At 40.2% G+C, this 13,707-nt stretch carries 12 protein-coding genes and 1 pseudogene; 4 read left to right on the top strand and 9 right to left on the bottom strand.

Annotated features, from left to right (window positions below):
* Positions 1-268 precede the first annotated feature (268 nt).
* A complete protein-coding gene (locus tag I2D69_RS07570; protein ID WP_118580901.1) occupies positions 269-1,570 on the top strand; it encodes a homoserine dehydrogenase in 1,302 nt (433 codons plus the stop codon).
* A 264-nt stretch (positions 1,571-1,834) separates the two neighbouring features.
* A complete protein-coding gene (gpmI, locus tag I2D69_RS07565) occupies positions 1,835-3,376 on the top strand; it encodes a 2,3-bisphosphoglycerate-independent phosphoglycerate mutase (RefSeq protein WP_118580904.1) in 1,542 nt (513 codons plus the stop codon).
* A gap of 237 nt (positions 3,377-3,613) precedes the next feature.
* Here the strand turns inward: gpmI and I2D69_RS07560 are convergent, their stop codons facing one another.
* Positions 3,614-3,829 carry a hypothetical protein gene (locus tag I2D69_RS07560; protein WP_118580907.1) on the bottom strand — a complete coding sequence of 72 codons (216 nt, stop codon included), beginning with the start codon at positions 3,827-3,829 and terminating at the stop codon, positions 3,614-3,616.
* Between the two features lie 105 nt (positions 3,830-3,934).
* Between I2D69_RS07560 and I2D69_RS07555 the strand changes: the two genes are divergently transcribed.
* Positions 3,935-4,213 (top strand): helix-turn-helix transcriptional regulator, encoded by a 279-nt coding sequence (locus I2D69_RS07555; RefSeq protein ID WP_118580910.1) that lies wholly within the window; start codon positions 3,935-3,937, stop codon positions 4,211-4,213.
* A 319-nt stretch (positions 4,214-4,532) separates the two neighbouring features.
* On the opposite strand, the gene I2D69_RS07550 is transcribed toward I2D69_RS07555, so the two are convergent.
* From I2D69_RS07550 to I2D69_RS20020, 5 genes and pseudogenes are all read right to left on the bottom strand, one after another.
* Positions 4,533-6,341, bottom strand: a complete 1,809-nt coding sequence (locus I2D69_RS07550; protein WP_118580913.1) for a Na/Pi cotransporter family protein — start codon at positions 6,339-6,341, stop codon at positions 4,533-4,535.
* Positions 6,342-6,693: 352 nt separating this feature from the next.
* Positions 6,694-7,473 carry a YibE/F family protein gene (locus I2D69_RS07545; RefSeq protein ID WP_118580916.1) on the bottom strand — a complete coding sequence of 260 codons (780 nt, stop codon included), beginning with the start codon at positions 7,471-7,473 and terminating at the stop codon, positions 6,694-6,696.
* Positions 7,473-8,570, bottom strand: coding sequence for a YibE/F family protein (locus I2D69_RS07540; protein ID WP_195379689.1), 1,098 nt, complete (start codon positions 8,568-8,570; stop codon positions 7,473-7,475). The genes I2D69_RS07545 and I2D69_RS07540 overlap by 1 nt, the downstream gene beginning before the upstream one ends.
* A 438-nt stretch (positions 8,571-9,008) precedes the next feature.
* Positions 9,009-9,173 (bottom strand): hypothetical protein, encoded by a 165-nt coding sequence (locus I2D69_RS07535; RefSeq protein ID WP_195379688.1) that lies wholly within the window; start codon positions 9,171-9,173, stop codon positions 9,009-9,011.
* A pseudogene (locus I2D69_RS20020) lies at positions 9,148-9,351 on the bottom strand (ABC transporter substrate-binding protein); the annotation flags it as partial. The gene I2D69_RS07535 and the pseudogene I2D69_RS20020, both read right to left, overlap by 26 nt.
* A gap of 227 nt (positions 9,352-9,578) precedes the next feature.
* Between I2D69_RS20020 and I2D69_RS07525 the strand changes: the two are divergent.
* Positions 9,579-10,013, top strand: a complete 435-nt coding sequence (locus I2D69_RS07525; RefSeq protein WP_195379687.1) for a transcriptional repressor — start codon at positions 9,579-9,581, stop codon at positions 10,011-10,013.
* A 52-nt stretch (positions 10,014-10,065) separates the two neighbouring features.
* Here I2D69_RS07525 and I2D69_RS07520 read toward each other — a convergent pair whose 3' ends face one another.
* The 3 genes from I2D69_RS07520 to I2D69_RS07510 form a co-directional block, all read right to left on the bottom strand.
* Positions 10,066-10,263: a hypothetical protein gene (locus tag I2D69_RS07520; protein ID WP_195379693.1), complete on the bottom strand. Its 198-nt coding sequence runs from the start codon at positions 10,261-10,263 to the stop codon at positions 10,066-10,068.
* 53 nt (positions 10,264-10,316) lie between these two features.
* Positions 10,317-13,178 (bottom strand): glycoside hydrolase family 3 C-terminal domain-containing protein, encoded by a 2,862-nt coding sequence (locus I2D69_RS07515; RefSeq protein ID WP_195379686.1) that lies wholly within the window; start codon positions 13,176-13,178, stop codon positions 10,317-10,319.
* 334 nt (positions 13,179-13,512) lie between these two features.
* The gene (locus I2D69_RS07510) at positions 13,513-13,689 is read right to left on the bottom strand and encodes a hypothetical protein (RefSeq protein ID WP_173715635.1); all 177 of its coding nucleotides are present in this window, start codon (positions 13,687-13,689) and stop codon (positions 13,513-13,515) included.
* Positions 13,690-13,707 lie beyond the last annotated feature (18 nt).

Genomic DNA, 13,707 nt, shown 5'->3' with positions numbered 1-13,707 from the left:
CTGTTGATGGAAGCATTATACTACATTGGGACATTTTCCTTTATGGTATATTAGGACATTATCATAAATGGTTCATATCCATAGGATTGTATTATTTTAAGCGCTTGACAAAAACCATTTTCTGCCATACTATAAGAACCACATAACGAAATGTTAACGTGTGAAAGACATCTGTCTTTTTCGCGCTTACGTTTATATCTGCTGCAAGACTATGAACGGGAACCACGATCAAACGGCAGCACTACTATTTTTAAGAAGGGAGTTCCCCATGGGAGAAAAAGTTATAAACGCAGCCCTGCTTGGGCTTGGAACAGTTGGAACCGGTGTTTACAAGGTTCTGAAGAACCAGGAAGAAGAAATGACAGCCAAGATCGGCTGCAAGGTTAAAATACGCAAAATACTTGTCCGCAACCTGGAAAAGGCAGCTGGCAAGGTAGATGATCCGGCTGTCCTTACCAATAGCTGGGAGGATATTAAAGCAGATCCTTCCATTGACATTATAATCGAACTGATCGGCGGAATCGAACCTGCCAGAACCTATATTTTGGATGCTCTTCACGCAGGCAAGCACGTAGTAACAGCAAACAAAGATCTGATTGCCGTCCACGGAAAAGAACTTATGGACACAGCCAGAGCTTCCCATGTGGATTTTCTCTTTGAAGCAGCTGTAGCAGGCGGAATACCTATTATCCGTCCTTTGAAGCAGTGCCTGGCAGGCAACCACATGAGCGAGGTTATGGGTATTGTAAACGGTACTACCAACTTCATCCTCACAAAAATGTCCCAGGAGAATATGGAATTTAAAGATGCACTGGCACTTGCCACAGAGCTTGGCTATGCAGAAGCGGATCCTACTGCGGATATTGATGGACTTGATGCAGGACGCAAGGTGGCTATTCTCGCCAGCGTTGCTTTTAATTCCAGAGTGGTATTTGATGATGTTTATATCGAAGGAATCACAAAAATTTCCGCCAAGGACATCCGCTATGCAAAAGAGATGGGCTGTGCCATCAAGCTTCTTGGTGTTGCCCGCAATACTGAGTCCGGTGTAGAAGCTTACGTCTGCCCGATGCTGATTCCAAATGATCATCCTCTTGCAACCGTTAATGATTCCTATAATGCGGTCTTTGTCCATGGAGATGCTGTAGAGGACGCCATGTTCTTCGGACGGGGTGCAGGTGAGCTTCCTACTGCAAGCGCCGTAGTTGGAGATATTTTTGATATTGTGCGCAATATGGAAGCAGGGTGCTGCGGCCGTATCGGATGCACCTGCTATAAACAGCTTCCTGTGAAAAAAATGGAAGATACCTACAACCGTTACTTCCTTCGCCTTCATGTAGAAGACCGCTGTGGTGTACTTGCTGAAATGACGGAGGTTTTCGCCAAATATCACGTAAGCATTGCCCAGATCATCCAGAAAGACAGCCAGAATCAGGACGACCATCTTGCAGAGGTTGTTGTGATCACTTCCAAGGTTCGTGAGGGTGACTTTAAGACAGCGGTACAGGAGCTTTCCAATAAGTCTTCGGTAAAGCGTATTTCAAAGACTATCCGAGTTTATAGGAAGTAATTAGAAAAATCAAATTTATATTGTACATATGTTTATCTTAAGCATACAGTCAAAGGCACGATTCGTTCGTGCCTTTTTTATGTAATAAGCTGTTATATAAAAAGCCTGCCAAGGCAGAATTCTTTCTCATCAGAACTCCCATAGTAAATACTGCTAAAAATAGTTTCCAGAAATAAAAAAAATTGTGATTGAAAAATCCCAGATTTTTGATACTATATATAAGGAACAACAAAAGGGAAATTTTATCATATAAAGGAGCACATTATGAGCAAAAAACCAACGGTTTTAATGATTCTTGACGGATATGGCCTGAATGAAAGACATGACGCAAACGCTGTATACGAAGCGAACACACCTGTCATGGACAAGCTGATGGCTGAATATCCTTTTGTAAAAGGTAATGCAAGCGGACTGGCTGTAGGTCTTCCGGACGGCCAGATGGGTAACTCCGAGGTTGGTCATATGAATATGGGTGCAGGCCGTATCGTATACCAGGAGCTTACCAGAATCACCAAAGAAATTCAGGACGGAGACTTTTTCAAAAATGAAGCACTTCTTGCAGCTATGAAGAATGCCAAAGAAAATGATTCCGCGATCCACTTCATGGGTCTTCTTTCTGATGGTGGTGTTCACAGCCACATTACTCACCTTTTTGGTCTTCTTGAAATGGCTAAGAAAGAGGGACTTAATAAAGTTTATGTACACTGCTTCCTGGACGGCCGTGACACCCCTCCGGCTTCCGGAAAAGGATATATCCAGCAGCTCCAGGCGAAGATGGATGAGCTTGGCGTAGGTGAGATTGGTGTTGTTTCCGGACGTTATTACGCAATGGACCGTGACAACCGCTGGGATCGTGTTGAGCTTGCTTACAACGCACTTACCAAGGGCGAGGGTGTTAAGGGAACCGACGCAGCTGAGGCTGTACAGGCATCCTATGACGACGGCAAGACAGACGAATTCGTTCTTCCAACAGTCATTGAGAAAGATGGCAAACCAGTTGCCGTTGTTTCTGATAAAGATTCTGTTGTATTTTTCAACTTCCGTCCTGACCGTGCACGTGAGATCACAAGAGCATTCTGCGATGACGAATTTACAGGTTTCGCAAGAGAGAAACGCCTTGACCTCACATATGTATGCTTCACAGATTACGATGACACCATTGGAAATAAGCTGGTTGCATTCCACAAGGTTCAGCTTCACAACACATTCGGCGAGTACCTTGCAGCTCACAACATGACTCAGGCACGTATCGCTGAGACAGAGAAATATGCTCACGTAACCTTCTTCTTCAACGGTGGCGTTGAGGAGCCAAACAAGGGCGAGGACAGAATCCTTGTGAAGTCCCCGAAGGTTCCGACTTACGACCTGCAGCCAGAGATGAGCGCTCCGGAAGTTTGCGAGAAGCTTGTTGCAGCAATCAAATCTGAGAAATATGATGTGATCATCATCAACTTCGCCAACCCGGATATGGTTGGTCATACAGGTGTTGAAGCTGCAGCTATCAAAGCTGTTGAGGCTGTTGATGAGTGCGTAGGAAAGGCTGTAGAGGCTCTGAAGGAGGTTGACGGACAGATGTTCATCTGTGCTGACCACGGTAACGCAGAGCAGCTTGTAGACTATGAGACAGGCGAGCCATATACTGCTCATACCACCAATCCGGTACCGTTCATTCTGGTTAATGCAGACCCGAAATATACTCTTCGTGAGAACGGCTGCCTGGCAGACATCATCCCGACTCTGATCCAGCTTATGGGCATGGAGCAGCCAGCTGAGATGACTGGTAAATCACTTCTGGTGGAGAAATAATCCGCTTATACATCTCTGTTGCTTTAAAGGGTGCTGGCTTAAATGCCAGCGCCTTTTTTATTATGTCCTTTTTTATTATGGCACAAAAAGAACAGCTCTGACAGATTTTCCATCCATCACAGCTGTTCTATTATTCCTGATACCTATTGTCGCCAGCTCTTTCTGAATTATTGTTTCCCTTATACAACAACACGATCTAAATCGTACTTCCACTGTTTACTACTTCTTATATAAAAACTACTTCTCACTGAGCTCCTTCAAAAGCTTCTGAAGATGGCGGATATAATGAAACCCTGCACACAGAGTTACCGAAATAATAACAGACAACAGTGCAGCCATGACCACATATACCACAGCGCCAGATTTCGCCCCTGCTACCATACAGTAAAACAGACACGAAGACAATGCAGCTGCAAATACAGTGGAACCTGCTATTTTTAATCCTTTTCGCATATCTTAGTCCTCCCAGATAGGGTGACTATAATCACCCTGTTATGTTTTTCATTTTAAACCCATAATAGAGATATGGCAAGAACAAAATGGACAGGAATTTGAGTGATGATAAAATACGACAGATTCTGGGAGACATTGAAAAAACGCCATATTTCACAGTACTATCTCATTAATGAGTGTGGAATCGAAAAAAGGTTATTGCGCAGACTTCGGGACAATGAAAATGTAGAAATCTTTTCATTAGACCGAATATGCACTGTTCTTAACTGTGATCTGGATGATATAGTAGAATACGTACCCAATAACCCTGATATCATTGAGGATGCGAAAACAGCCCAAAAAGAGGCAGCCGCATCACATCCTGTTCACACTCCATCGAAATAACTGGTGCTTCAGACTCCCACAGTATAAACCATACATAAACTATACGTGTCTCAGCTCTGATAAACACGTTTTTTTGAAAAAGAATAAAAATACTTACATTTTTATTTTTTTGCACGGATGCCTAATTCTTTGTTTCGGCTGAGTGGAGAGAGTCTGGAATTATTTTTAGAGCATTTTGTTCTTTTTTATATTGTTTTTTAGTTAATCCAGGGTATTAATTTTTCCATAAAGAACCCTGCTGCATAAAAAACACCGCCAGGTGACTTTCGCATTTTATCTGCGAATTTTCATCTGACGGTGTTTTTATCTTAAAAATTATTTATTCAACCTCTTCCGGCTCCATACTCAGCTTATGCTCCACTTCTGTGCCAATATCATACTTCTGTCTGTATTCCTTAAAATAAGTGTAATATTCCAGACTATCTGTAGGATAAATCCTGGAGTTGTGAATGTGGATATCGGTTGTCTCTTCCCCACTTTTCATAAGTGCTGTCATGGCACTTGCACAGTGGGAAGCAATACGTCCAAAGCTGTTCAGAATATCGCTGAACACAGTTCCCTCTTCCAGTCCGCATTTGCCCTGGCTGAGGCGCTCTGCATGGCGCATCTTCAGTTCATCACAAAGTCTGGTGATTACCACGCCAAGTGGTGCAACACGCTGTGCGGCTTCTCTGTCATCGTTCATAAATGCATTGCAGGTCACATTGATTTCCTCACGGACTGCATCCATGACTACATTCAGCTCATCCCATGCTGTCTGAGAGAAGTTCGTGTGGTTGTCATGCATTTCGTTGGACATATGTGCGATGTAGGAAGCGTGATCGCCAATTCTCTCAAAGTCATTGATTGTGTGCAGATAAAGGGAGGTCTGGCGCGTCTGGGCGGTGTTCATCTCACGTTTGGTGAGCTGGATCAGATACTCTCCAAGACGGCTCTCATATTTGTCGATCAGGTCTTCCTTACGCTGTACCTTATCATATTTATCCTGCTGATAATCATTCAGAAGGTTCATAGCTCTGTTTACATTCTTACGAAGCTTCTTGGCCATACCATTCATAGCACGATGACACTGTCCAATTGCAAGTGCAGGATAATTTAACAGACGCTCTTCCAGAAGATCGAAGTCTGCCTCGTCCTCCAGCTCCTCTGCGCTGTCCTTAACCAGATAGCAAACCAGTTTCTCCAGCTTGGAAATAAACGGGAAAAGCACCACAACGGTAGCCACACGGAAAATGGTGTTCAAAAATGCGATGGATACCGGAGTCATGATCATATCCAAAAATCCAAAATGAATGAACGCATTCAAGGTATAGAATACAATGGACCACAGGATCAGACCGAATAAGTCATTCAGCAAATATACAAGAGCTGTTCTCTTACCGTTCTTATTCGCTCCAACTGCAGAGATCAGTACCGGACATGCAGCACCAACACCGATACCAAGAACAATTGGAAATGCACTTGCAAAGGTGAGGATTCCGGTTACGGAAAGAGCCTGCAGCACACCAACTGTTGCAGATGCACTCTGAAGCACTGCGGTAAATGCAATACCTACCAGGATACCTGCAATTGGGTTGGAAAACATTGTCAGCATATCAATGAATACAGGACTTTCACGAAGAGGAGAAACTGCTCCACTCATCATCTGCATACCATTCATCAAAATGGCAAAACCCAGCATAATGTTTCCAATATTTCGGTATACAGATCTCTTACAGACCATACGAAGCATGATACCGATTACAGCAACTACTGCTGAAATAGTGGCTGTAGAAAGAATACTTGCAATTCCACCGGAGCCCTGGATATAAGACAGACACAGAATCCATCCTGTAATACTGGTTCCGATATTTGCGCCCATGATAATACCAATTGCCTGTTTCAGCTTCATCATACCGGAGTTTACAAAACCGATTACCATAACGGTAGTGGCGGATGATGACTGGATTACACTGGTAACACCTGTTCCAAGTGCTACTCCCTTCAGCGGGGTATTGGTCATTTTGTAAAGGAATGCTTCCAGCTTATTACCAGCAACGGATTTCAGTCCGTCTCCCATCAGCGACATTCCAAAAAGGAAAAATGATACTCCGCACAGCAAAGATAAAACCATTGAAAAAATTGCCATGTTCTAATCCTCTGTTGTCGTTTCCCTCTGCCAATTCTGCAGAGGCGACCTTTCTTTTCAAAGTATTTTCTTTTGTTAACGTGGATTTTTCTCAATTTTTACATATCCTTAATCATTATGCCATAATCATAGGCTGATTACAATATTTGATTAATTTCAAATTGTAATTTTTTGCGGTTCAAAATTTCCATTTTTCTGTATAATCTGACGAAATATATGGTAATTTTTATTTCTATTCAGCTTACTGACGATAAGTAGATACCATTATGCAAGAATCTTACACACAACCGGCATCTCTCTTATCAGTGACATCACTATATATGAAATTCCCATCTTCTGATTACCATGTAATTTAAGCGTTTAATTGCTTTTTATCTGGATTAATATGTCTGATCTGCCAGATAATGCATTTAATTGATACTGGAACTGCAACAAGACAGGCAATAGCACCAAATAGCATAATCGCAACATCCTGAAAGAGGAATCTGGAATTGAGAATGATTTCCAGACTATATTTTTGTGTCTGCACATAGGAAAACAATAAAATACTCCCTCCAAGATATGCAAAAAGCAACGTGTTTACTGTTGTGCCTATAATTTCTTTTCCCACCTGATACCCTGTTGAAGTAAGTTCTTTCTCTACCAGACTGTTTTTATGAGTCCAGACTTCATACACAGATGACGTCACAGACAGTGCAGTATCAATGACAGCTCCCAGAGTGCTGAAAACACTTACAAAAACAGCCACATGAAGCATATTAATACTGATATCTGTGTTGTAATAGTACATAAAATCCTCTTCTGAAATCTGAAGTTCATTTAAGCCATAGCTTCCTGTTCTCCACGTAATAGCAAAAATCGGAATAAACAGAATCAGCATTACAAACAGTGTAGCCAGAAAGGCAGCTCGCGTTTTGACATTATTTCCATTCTGATAAAACAGAGAATTATAACAGACACCTGCTCCTGCCGCCAGTATCAGAAGCAGTGCGGGAAAACCAGCTGACATCAATATAACCGAAAAAAACAGAATAATAATATTACCTGCCAGTGCCATGATTGAAACAGCTCCACGTTCTCCTCCAATTGTAATCATCAAAAAAAGCAGCACTAATGTAAGAAAAAGAATCATTATTTTCCACTCCTTTTCAGTGATGGTATTTTCATAATAATCGAAGCAATTAAAACAGATACTGGTATTGCCAACACTATTCCAATACTTTCTATCAGAAAGCGACAGATATCATATGGAATGTGATATCTTACAAGCGTTATAAATCTGATCTCATTATTCATTTTAAGAATAAACATTGGAATCATGCCACTTACAAGAACAAATAGCAGTACATTTATCATGGTTCCCATAATATCATATCCGATTTCCCTTCCCGAATGTATCAGCTTTCTTATAGAAACTGATGGATTTTTGCGAACAATTTCACCAGTTGCTGCACTTATAGTGACTGTTACATCCATAATCGCTCCAAGCCCTGTCAGCATAATATCTGTCCAGAATATGTCGGCTGAATTACTCATGCTTCCAAGGTATTCCAGATTAGAATAATCTAAATCTCCATACCTGTGAATAGAAAAATCAAACAGCATCATAATCAGGAAAAGAACACATAAAGTCGAAAGAACAGCAGCCCATGTTTTCCTGTGAATTCCATTCAGACAGATCAATGTAGTCAACGAAAAAAGAAGTGCAATTACATTACATATTCTCAGAATATTCTTTCCATCTCCCAACAGTTGAAATCCGTACGCAAAAATCAATGTATTCAGTATCACTGATACGATCGTATAACCCCCCTGTTTTCTCGTAATATAGATCAGAAGAATAATCAGACCACCCACCAGTACGACCAGATAGATGTCACGTTTTACAGAACGTATAGTTTTTCCAGGTCTGTCTTTTGACCCATTCAGAAGTACCGTATCTCCTTTATGGTATTTCTGCGTCTGAACCTGTGAAGAAGTGTATTCGTTAGAAAGTGTAATTTCTTTACCTTTATATGCACCGTTCAATATCCGGGCTGTAATTTTCTGAGTATAATAGTGTTCTTCTGCACCTCTGGTTCCTTCTCTGCTCATGGTTTCCATTTCTGATACAAAACATATTTTTGCCAGAGGAGTGTGATAGAATCTGGCATTAAAACAGGTAAATATAACACAGATAATATAAATGCCAGCTAAAAGATATTTTTTATGAGATAGACAAAATTTCATTGAATTTATTTTCTCCTTCCAGATTAATATTTCTGCCAATATCGCATTGTACGCTTTTATTCGATGTTGGTCAATGTAAATTGCAGATTATTTGCAAATATTGTTGGCATTTTGATACTGTTCACTGGTAACGTTCCGCGAGGTGTTTTTTGTGAACAAAGTTCACAGAAAACCCGAGAGTTGCAGCGCGAAATCATGCAAAGCATGATTTCTGTGCATCGCGAAGCGCGTTACTGTGAACGGAGTGAACAGTAACGGCATTTTTTTCTGTCCCGCGCCAGCATCTATAATACAAATAGTTTGCATTTACACAAAATTATTTTCTATTTCCGGAGTTAATAAATGATAGATAAAAGGCCCCAAAGCTCTGTTTCAAACATTCTGATGGAGCAAAATATATACCTTATAAATAGTTTTCTTGAATCAAGCTATCTCTGTTTAATAAGCAGGATAAACATATTCCTCTTCTGACGGCTCTGCGTCTTCTATATCAGTGACAGTAATTTCCATCCCTTTATGTTTGTCATAGTGATATGTACCTGTTACATTTATCCATGCATCCTGCGTCAAATCAGAAGGCAGGTACCATATTGGTAACCTCAATCTTATCCCCTCCAACCTTTGTTGCAAAATCATACATAGGATAAAAGCTTGCCATAACATTTAGTTTTTTTCCAGAAGAAGTATCCTCAGTTTCTGCTGCATATGCCAGATTAAAAGAACCAATGCCAAGTGCTATTGTAGCTGCAAGTGCTGTTCTAGTTAATAATTTTTTTCTCATAATAAAATCCTTTCTGCACAAACCTGATGTGCCTAAAAATAAAATTTCAAAAGCATATTATCTCATCCGCTTAAAACAAATGCAAATCGTTTGCGTTTATTAAAATAACGCATAGAATATCAGCTGTCAATAATATTTGCAAACTATTTGCATTTTTGGAGCATAATTGACTTAGGAGAAATAAAAAGATACAATAGAAAAAAGCACATATGAAAGGAATAAAGAAAATGGCTGAGCGAAAACCCTATACTACAAAAACAAGACAGATTATTCTGGAGTATTTGAAGTCCCAGAAGGCTGTCACTGTCAGTGTGGCTGATATTGAAAAATATTTAAAAACTGAAGGAATTAAGGTAAATACAACAACTGTATACCGATATCTTGACAAGCTTTGCGCCGAGCATATTGTAATCAAATATCCGGATCTGAACAGTGATAAAGCTGTGTTTCAGTTTGCAGGAGAAGAAAAAAAATGCACAGAACACCTACATCTGAAATGCATCAGATGTGGCAAGGTTGTGCATCTTGACTGTGACTTTATGGATGAATTTAAAGAGCATTTGTATAAAGATCATGGCTTCCGGCTGCATTGCAGCGGAGATATGCTTCATGGCATCTGTCAGGACTGTGAAAACAAAAAAATTTCTTATCCACAGAGCTGACTATCTTTTCCTGAGTGTATTGCCGGTTCTGCACATAGGAAAACCTTCTTTTTCACAGAAAAATGGCACACAAGAGAATATTCGCCTCTGGTGCTGTCAGCGAAACATTCCATACATCCTCAGCACTCATAATCAGACGGTCATTTTCCTTTGTTTCAGCAGCACAACACGAGATGGAAAACCTGTCAATTTCTCTGGTCTGCCAGACAGTTTTTCCACTGAGGATCGCTGCCTTTTCTTCTATTGTCATCTTTTCAACCAATTTTTACTGTTTCATAATTGTTTTCCATCCCACTTTCATCCTTATTCAGCATTCTTTCTTTTCTTATATCCTCTAATTACCAGTACTTCCATTCCTGCCATGAAAAGTGCTATTACAATGTCGATACCAATTCCTGCTTTTTTCCAGTTTTCCATACCTGTTTCTTCGTGTTCTCCATCATAAGCCCAACTGCTTACAACTGTATACATGACATTTTTGCAGGCATTTCTCATCTGAAGTACAGATGTTGGATGCTCTGGATTGGCTACATTGTTCTCTTCTCCATTGAATGTAGACAACATTACATCTACTCCATTCGCCAAAGCTGCATCTGCATTCATAAATCCATGACCATTGTTTCGGAAGAAGTCTGTAAGCGCCATTCCCCTGAATCCCCATTCATCTCTGAGAACTGTATTCATAAGGTTACTGCATTCTCCAGTCCATTTATCTCCAAGGAAACTCCAGGAAACCATAACCGCATTTGCTCCACCTTGTTTTACAGAAATCTCGAATGGTTTCAGATAGATTTCCCGGATTGCCTGCTCATTCGACCAGACACTTACCATTTTGGCATTACCTTCATACATAGCAAAATGTTTAATGTAAGAATAAACTCCGTATTTTCTTGCTCCTTCTACTGCTTTTGCTCCCATATTTCCTGAAAGAATTCCATCTTCTGAGAAATATTCATAGTTTCTTGCACCAAATGCGGTTCTATGAGTATTCATTCCTGGTGCATACCAGCCCTCTGCACCCATTTCCTGACTGATCTTGCCCATGCATTCACCCCAGGTTTGTGCAAGTTCCTTATTCCATGTGGAAGCAATCACAACTTCAATCGGAAATCCAATAGAACCAACCCCTGTAAAGTTGTTATTAATTGCTGCCGGTCCATCGAAATCAAGTGTAGCCACTTTTCCCACAGAATCCATGGCTGCTGTCTGATAACCAGCCATTGCAATCATATTTGCCATTTCATCAACAGAAAGCTGATCCAGAAGTTTTTCCCAACGAGGGTCGTCATAATCAGCATCTCGCATATCCTCTAATGTAAGTCCGTTATCTGCTCCCGTTGTCGGCATTACATCCTCATCATTAAGATATGTAGTCTTATCAAAATTACTGTTCAGATGATATTCAGAAGCATATGGCTCACCCAGCTCTGCAGATGCCGGTTCTGCTGTAGCCTCTTTATAATTTGCAAAATGATCTGCACGTGACAGATATGTCACATCGCCTTTTGCATCTTCAAATACATTTGTTGCTGCAGTATCATCTGATACTCTTTTATTTTCTTCCTCATATACTACATCAGTATCTGCAGTATAAGTTTTCTGATCCAGCACAGTGTGTGAATCGCTGTTGATAGAGATCACATAATCGCCTTTTTCAAGAACATACGCTTTTGCATTATTCTCATCATAAGAGGCCATATCTTCTATACTGAATGTAACTGTAACGGTCTGAGATTCTCCCGGCTGAAGCAGATCTGTTTTTGCAAACTCGATCAGATTTGCAGAAGATTTCTCAATTCCTCCATTTGTATATGGCGGTTTATAATACACTTCTACTACATCTTTTCCGGCAACATCTCCGGAGTTGGTTACTTCTACATCTACAGAAATCTGTCCGTCTTTTTCCTCCAGTTCACCCATTTTCTGTTCAAATTCTGTGTAACTCAGGCCATATCCAAATGGATACTGTACAGTCTTGTCGTAATCAATCGCACCTTCCTGTGCAGCTGTTTCATAGTACTTGTATCCTACATAAATGCCTTCCACATAATTGGTAAATGCCGGAGCATACACCTGCGCAGTTCCTGCGTTCATTCCTTCAACAGCCATATCTGCCAGATTTGTATACTCTGTTTTTTCTGCATTATTCCACCACGGAGCAGTCGTCATATCATAAATAAATGTATCCGGTGTTTTTCCGGAAGGATTGACTTCACCTGAAAATACTTTACCAAGTGCATTAAATCCCACATTTCCCGTTCCTGGGCACCATACAACAGATTTAATCTGAGGATATTCATCTGCGAAACCAAGTTCAAACTGATTTGCTCCATTATAAATTACAATGACATTATCAAAGTTTGAGCAAACCATATCCACCATATCTCTCTCAGTTTGTGAAAGCTGTAAATAATGCTCTCCCTCAGGAAAATCATCATATTCATCAGAATTATTATCATATGCTGCTTTTCTTACATCCATAGGAATATCATTATGACCTTCACCTGCTTTTCTGGAAAGAACCACAACTGCCACATCAGAATACTCTTTCGCACTTTTAATAAGCTCATCACTGTAAGTATCTACAGGTGGCTCCGGTAATGTCCAGCTCTGTTTCTGGATAGACATTTCCGGATTATCTGCACCATAATTGTTATAAAAATCAACCAGTTCCTGGTTAATAGAAAATCCGGCATTTTCAAGTCCCTGATTCAGACTGACAATATCATACAGATCATTAATTCCACCGGAACCTGCTCCTCCGTAAGCCGGATTAATAGATTCCCATCCAAAAATATTCAGTTTTTTTGTTTCATTTAAAGGAAGCAGGCTTTCATTTTTCAGAAGAACAATTCCGTCTTCCATTATCTCTTCTGCTACTCCTGCAGCTTCTTCATTTGTTTCATCACTTAAAGTTCCATTTCCCGTTGCCAGTCCGATCAACGTAGCCATTGGTCCAAAACAGATCATATTTACGCAGACAGCAACTGCAAGAACCATTGCGATCGCAGCTTCCCCTCTTATCAGAAATCTTTTGTCCCTGGACATTCTGCGGCATGCGATCATAATTACGATTCCAATTACAAGTGCGGCAGCAATACCGATAATATACGGTTTGCATAATTGTAATACCGCCAGAACATCTTCCATTTCAACACTGATCATTCTCTTTTTCCCTCCTTTGACTCTCTCGTCTTTTTAAAGTATCATTTCCTGTTGTCATTACTATAACATGGTTATTATTTCGTACCGTTTTTGGCACGAGATGCAGCAAATACCAAATACCGTAACCTTTATTGATCTTCCCCTTTCCGTTTGATATTTCCAGATATACTCTGTTAATTGTTTTACGTAAATTTCTTCATCTTCCACAATTGCATTCTTTGCAACTGTTCAATCACACAATATTGTTCCAGATTTTTATTATTATTTTATAAATAACTTTTATTTCAGTATATCACTGCTTCTTTCTTGCGTTAAGTGGATGTAATATTACAAATTACAGCTGTGCAATCTGGTTTTCTTTTATCATATATCCGCAGTTATCGCATACACTTTCGCCAACTGTTTTTCCATCTCTCACAAATACTTCTATATCTGCACTACATTTCGGACATTTAACTTCTTTAATTGAAGTCATGCTTCTGGCATCCATACATCCTGAAAAAAATCCCATTTTTTCACCTTTTTCCTG

The sequence above is a fragment of the Ruminococcus sp. D54t1_190329_F1 genome (assembly GCF_015551645.1).
In the GTDB taxonomy this organism is placed as follows: Bacteria; Bacillota; Clostridia; order Lachnospirales; family Lachnospiraceae; genus Blautia_A; species Blautia_A faecis.
Note: the sequence above shows the minus strand (reverse complement) of the source record. Positions and strands in the feature narration are given on the sequence as shown.

Bases quoted from the DNA above. Each gene is read 5' to 3' on its own strand.
- I2D69_RS07570 (WP_118580901.1), top strand. From the start codon at position 269: ATGGGAGAAAAAGTTATAAACGCAGCCCTGCTTGGGCTTGGAACAGTT.
- I2D69_RS07510 (WP_173715635.1), bottom strand. From the start codon at position 13,689: ATGGGATTTTTTTCAGGATGTATGGATGCCAGAAGCATGACTTCAATT.
- I2D69_RS07555 (WP_118580910.1), top strand. From the start codon at position 3,935: ATGATAAAATACGACAGATTCTGGGAGACATTGAAAAAACGCCATATT.
- I2D69_RS07545 (WP_118580916.1), bottom strand. From the start codon at position 7,473: ATGATTCTTTTTCTTACATTAGTGCTGCTTTTTTTGATGATTACAATT.
- I2D69_RS07550 (WP_118580913.1), bottom strand. From the start codon at position 6,341: ATGGCAATTTTTTCAATGGTTTTATCTTTGCTGTGCGGAGTATCATTT.
- I2D69_RS07515 (WP_195379686.1), bottom strand. From the start codon at position 13,178: ATGATCAGTGTTGAAATGGAAGATGTTCTGGCGGTATTACAATTATGC.
- I2D69_RS07525 (WP_195379687.1), top strand. From the start codon at position 9,579: ATGGCTGAGCGAAAACCCTATACTACAAAAACAAGACAGATTATTCTG.
- gpmI (WP_118580904.1), top strand. From the start codon at position 1,835: ATGAGCAAAAAACCAACGGTTTTAATGATTCTTGACGGATATGGCCTG.
- I2D69_RS07560 (WP_118580907.1), bottom strand. From the start codon at position 3,829: ATGCGAAAAGGATTAAAAATAGCAGGTTCCACTGTATTTGCAGCTGCA.
- I2D69_RS07540 (WP_195379689.1), bottom strand. From the start codon at position 8,570: ATGAAATTTTGTCTATCTCATAAAAAATATCTTTTAGCTGGCATTTAT.
- I2D69_RS07520 (WP_195379693.1), bottom strand. From the start codon at position 10,263: ATGACAATAGAAGAAAAGGCAGCGATCCTCAGTGGAAAAACTGTCTGG.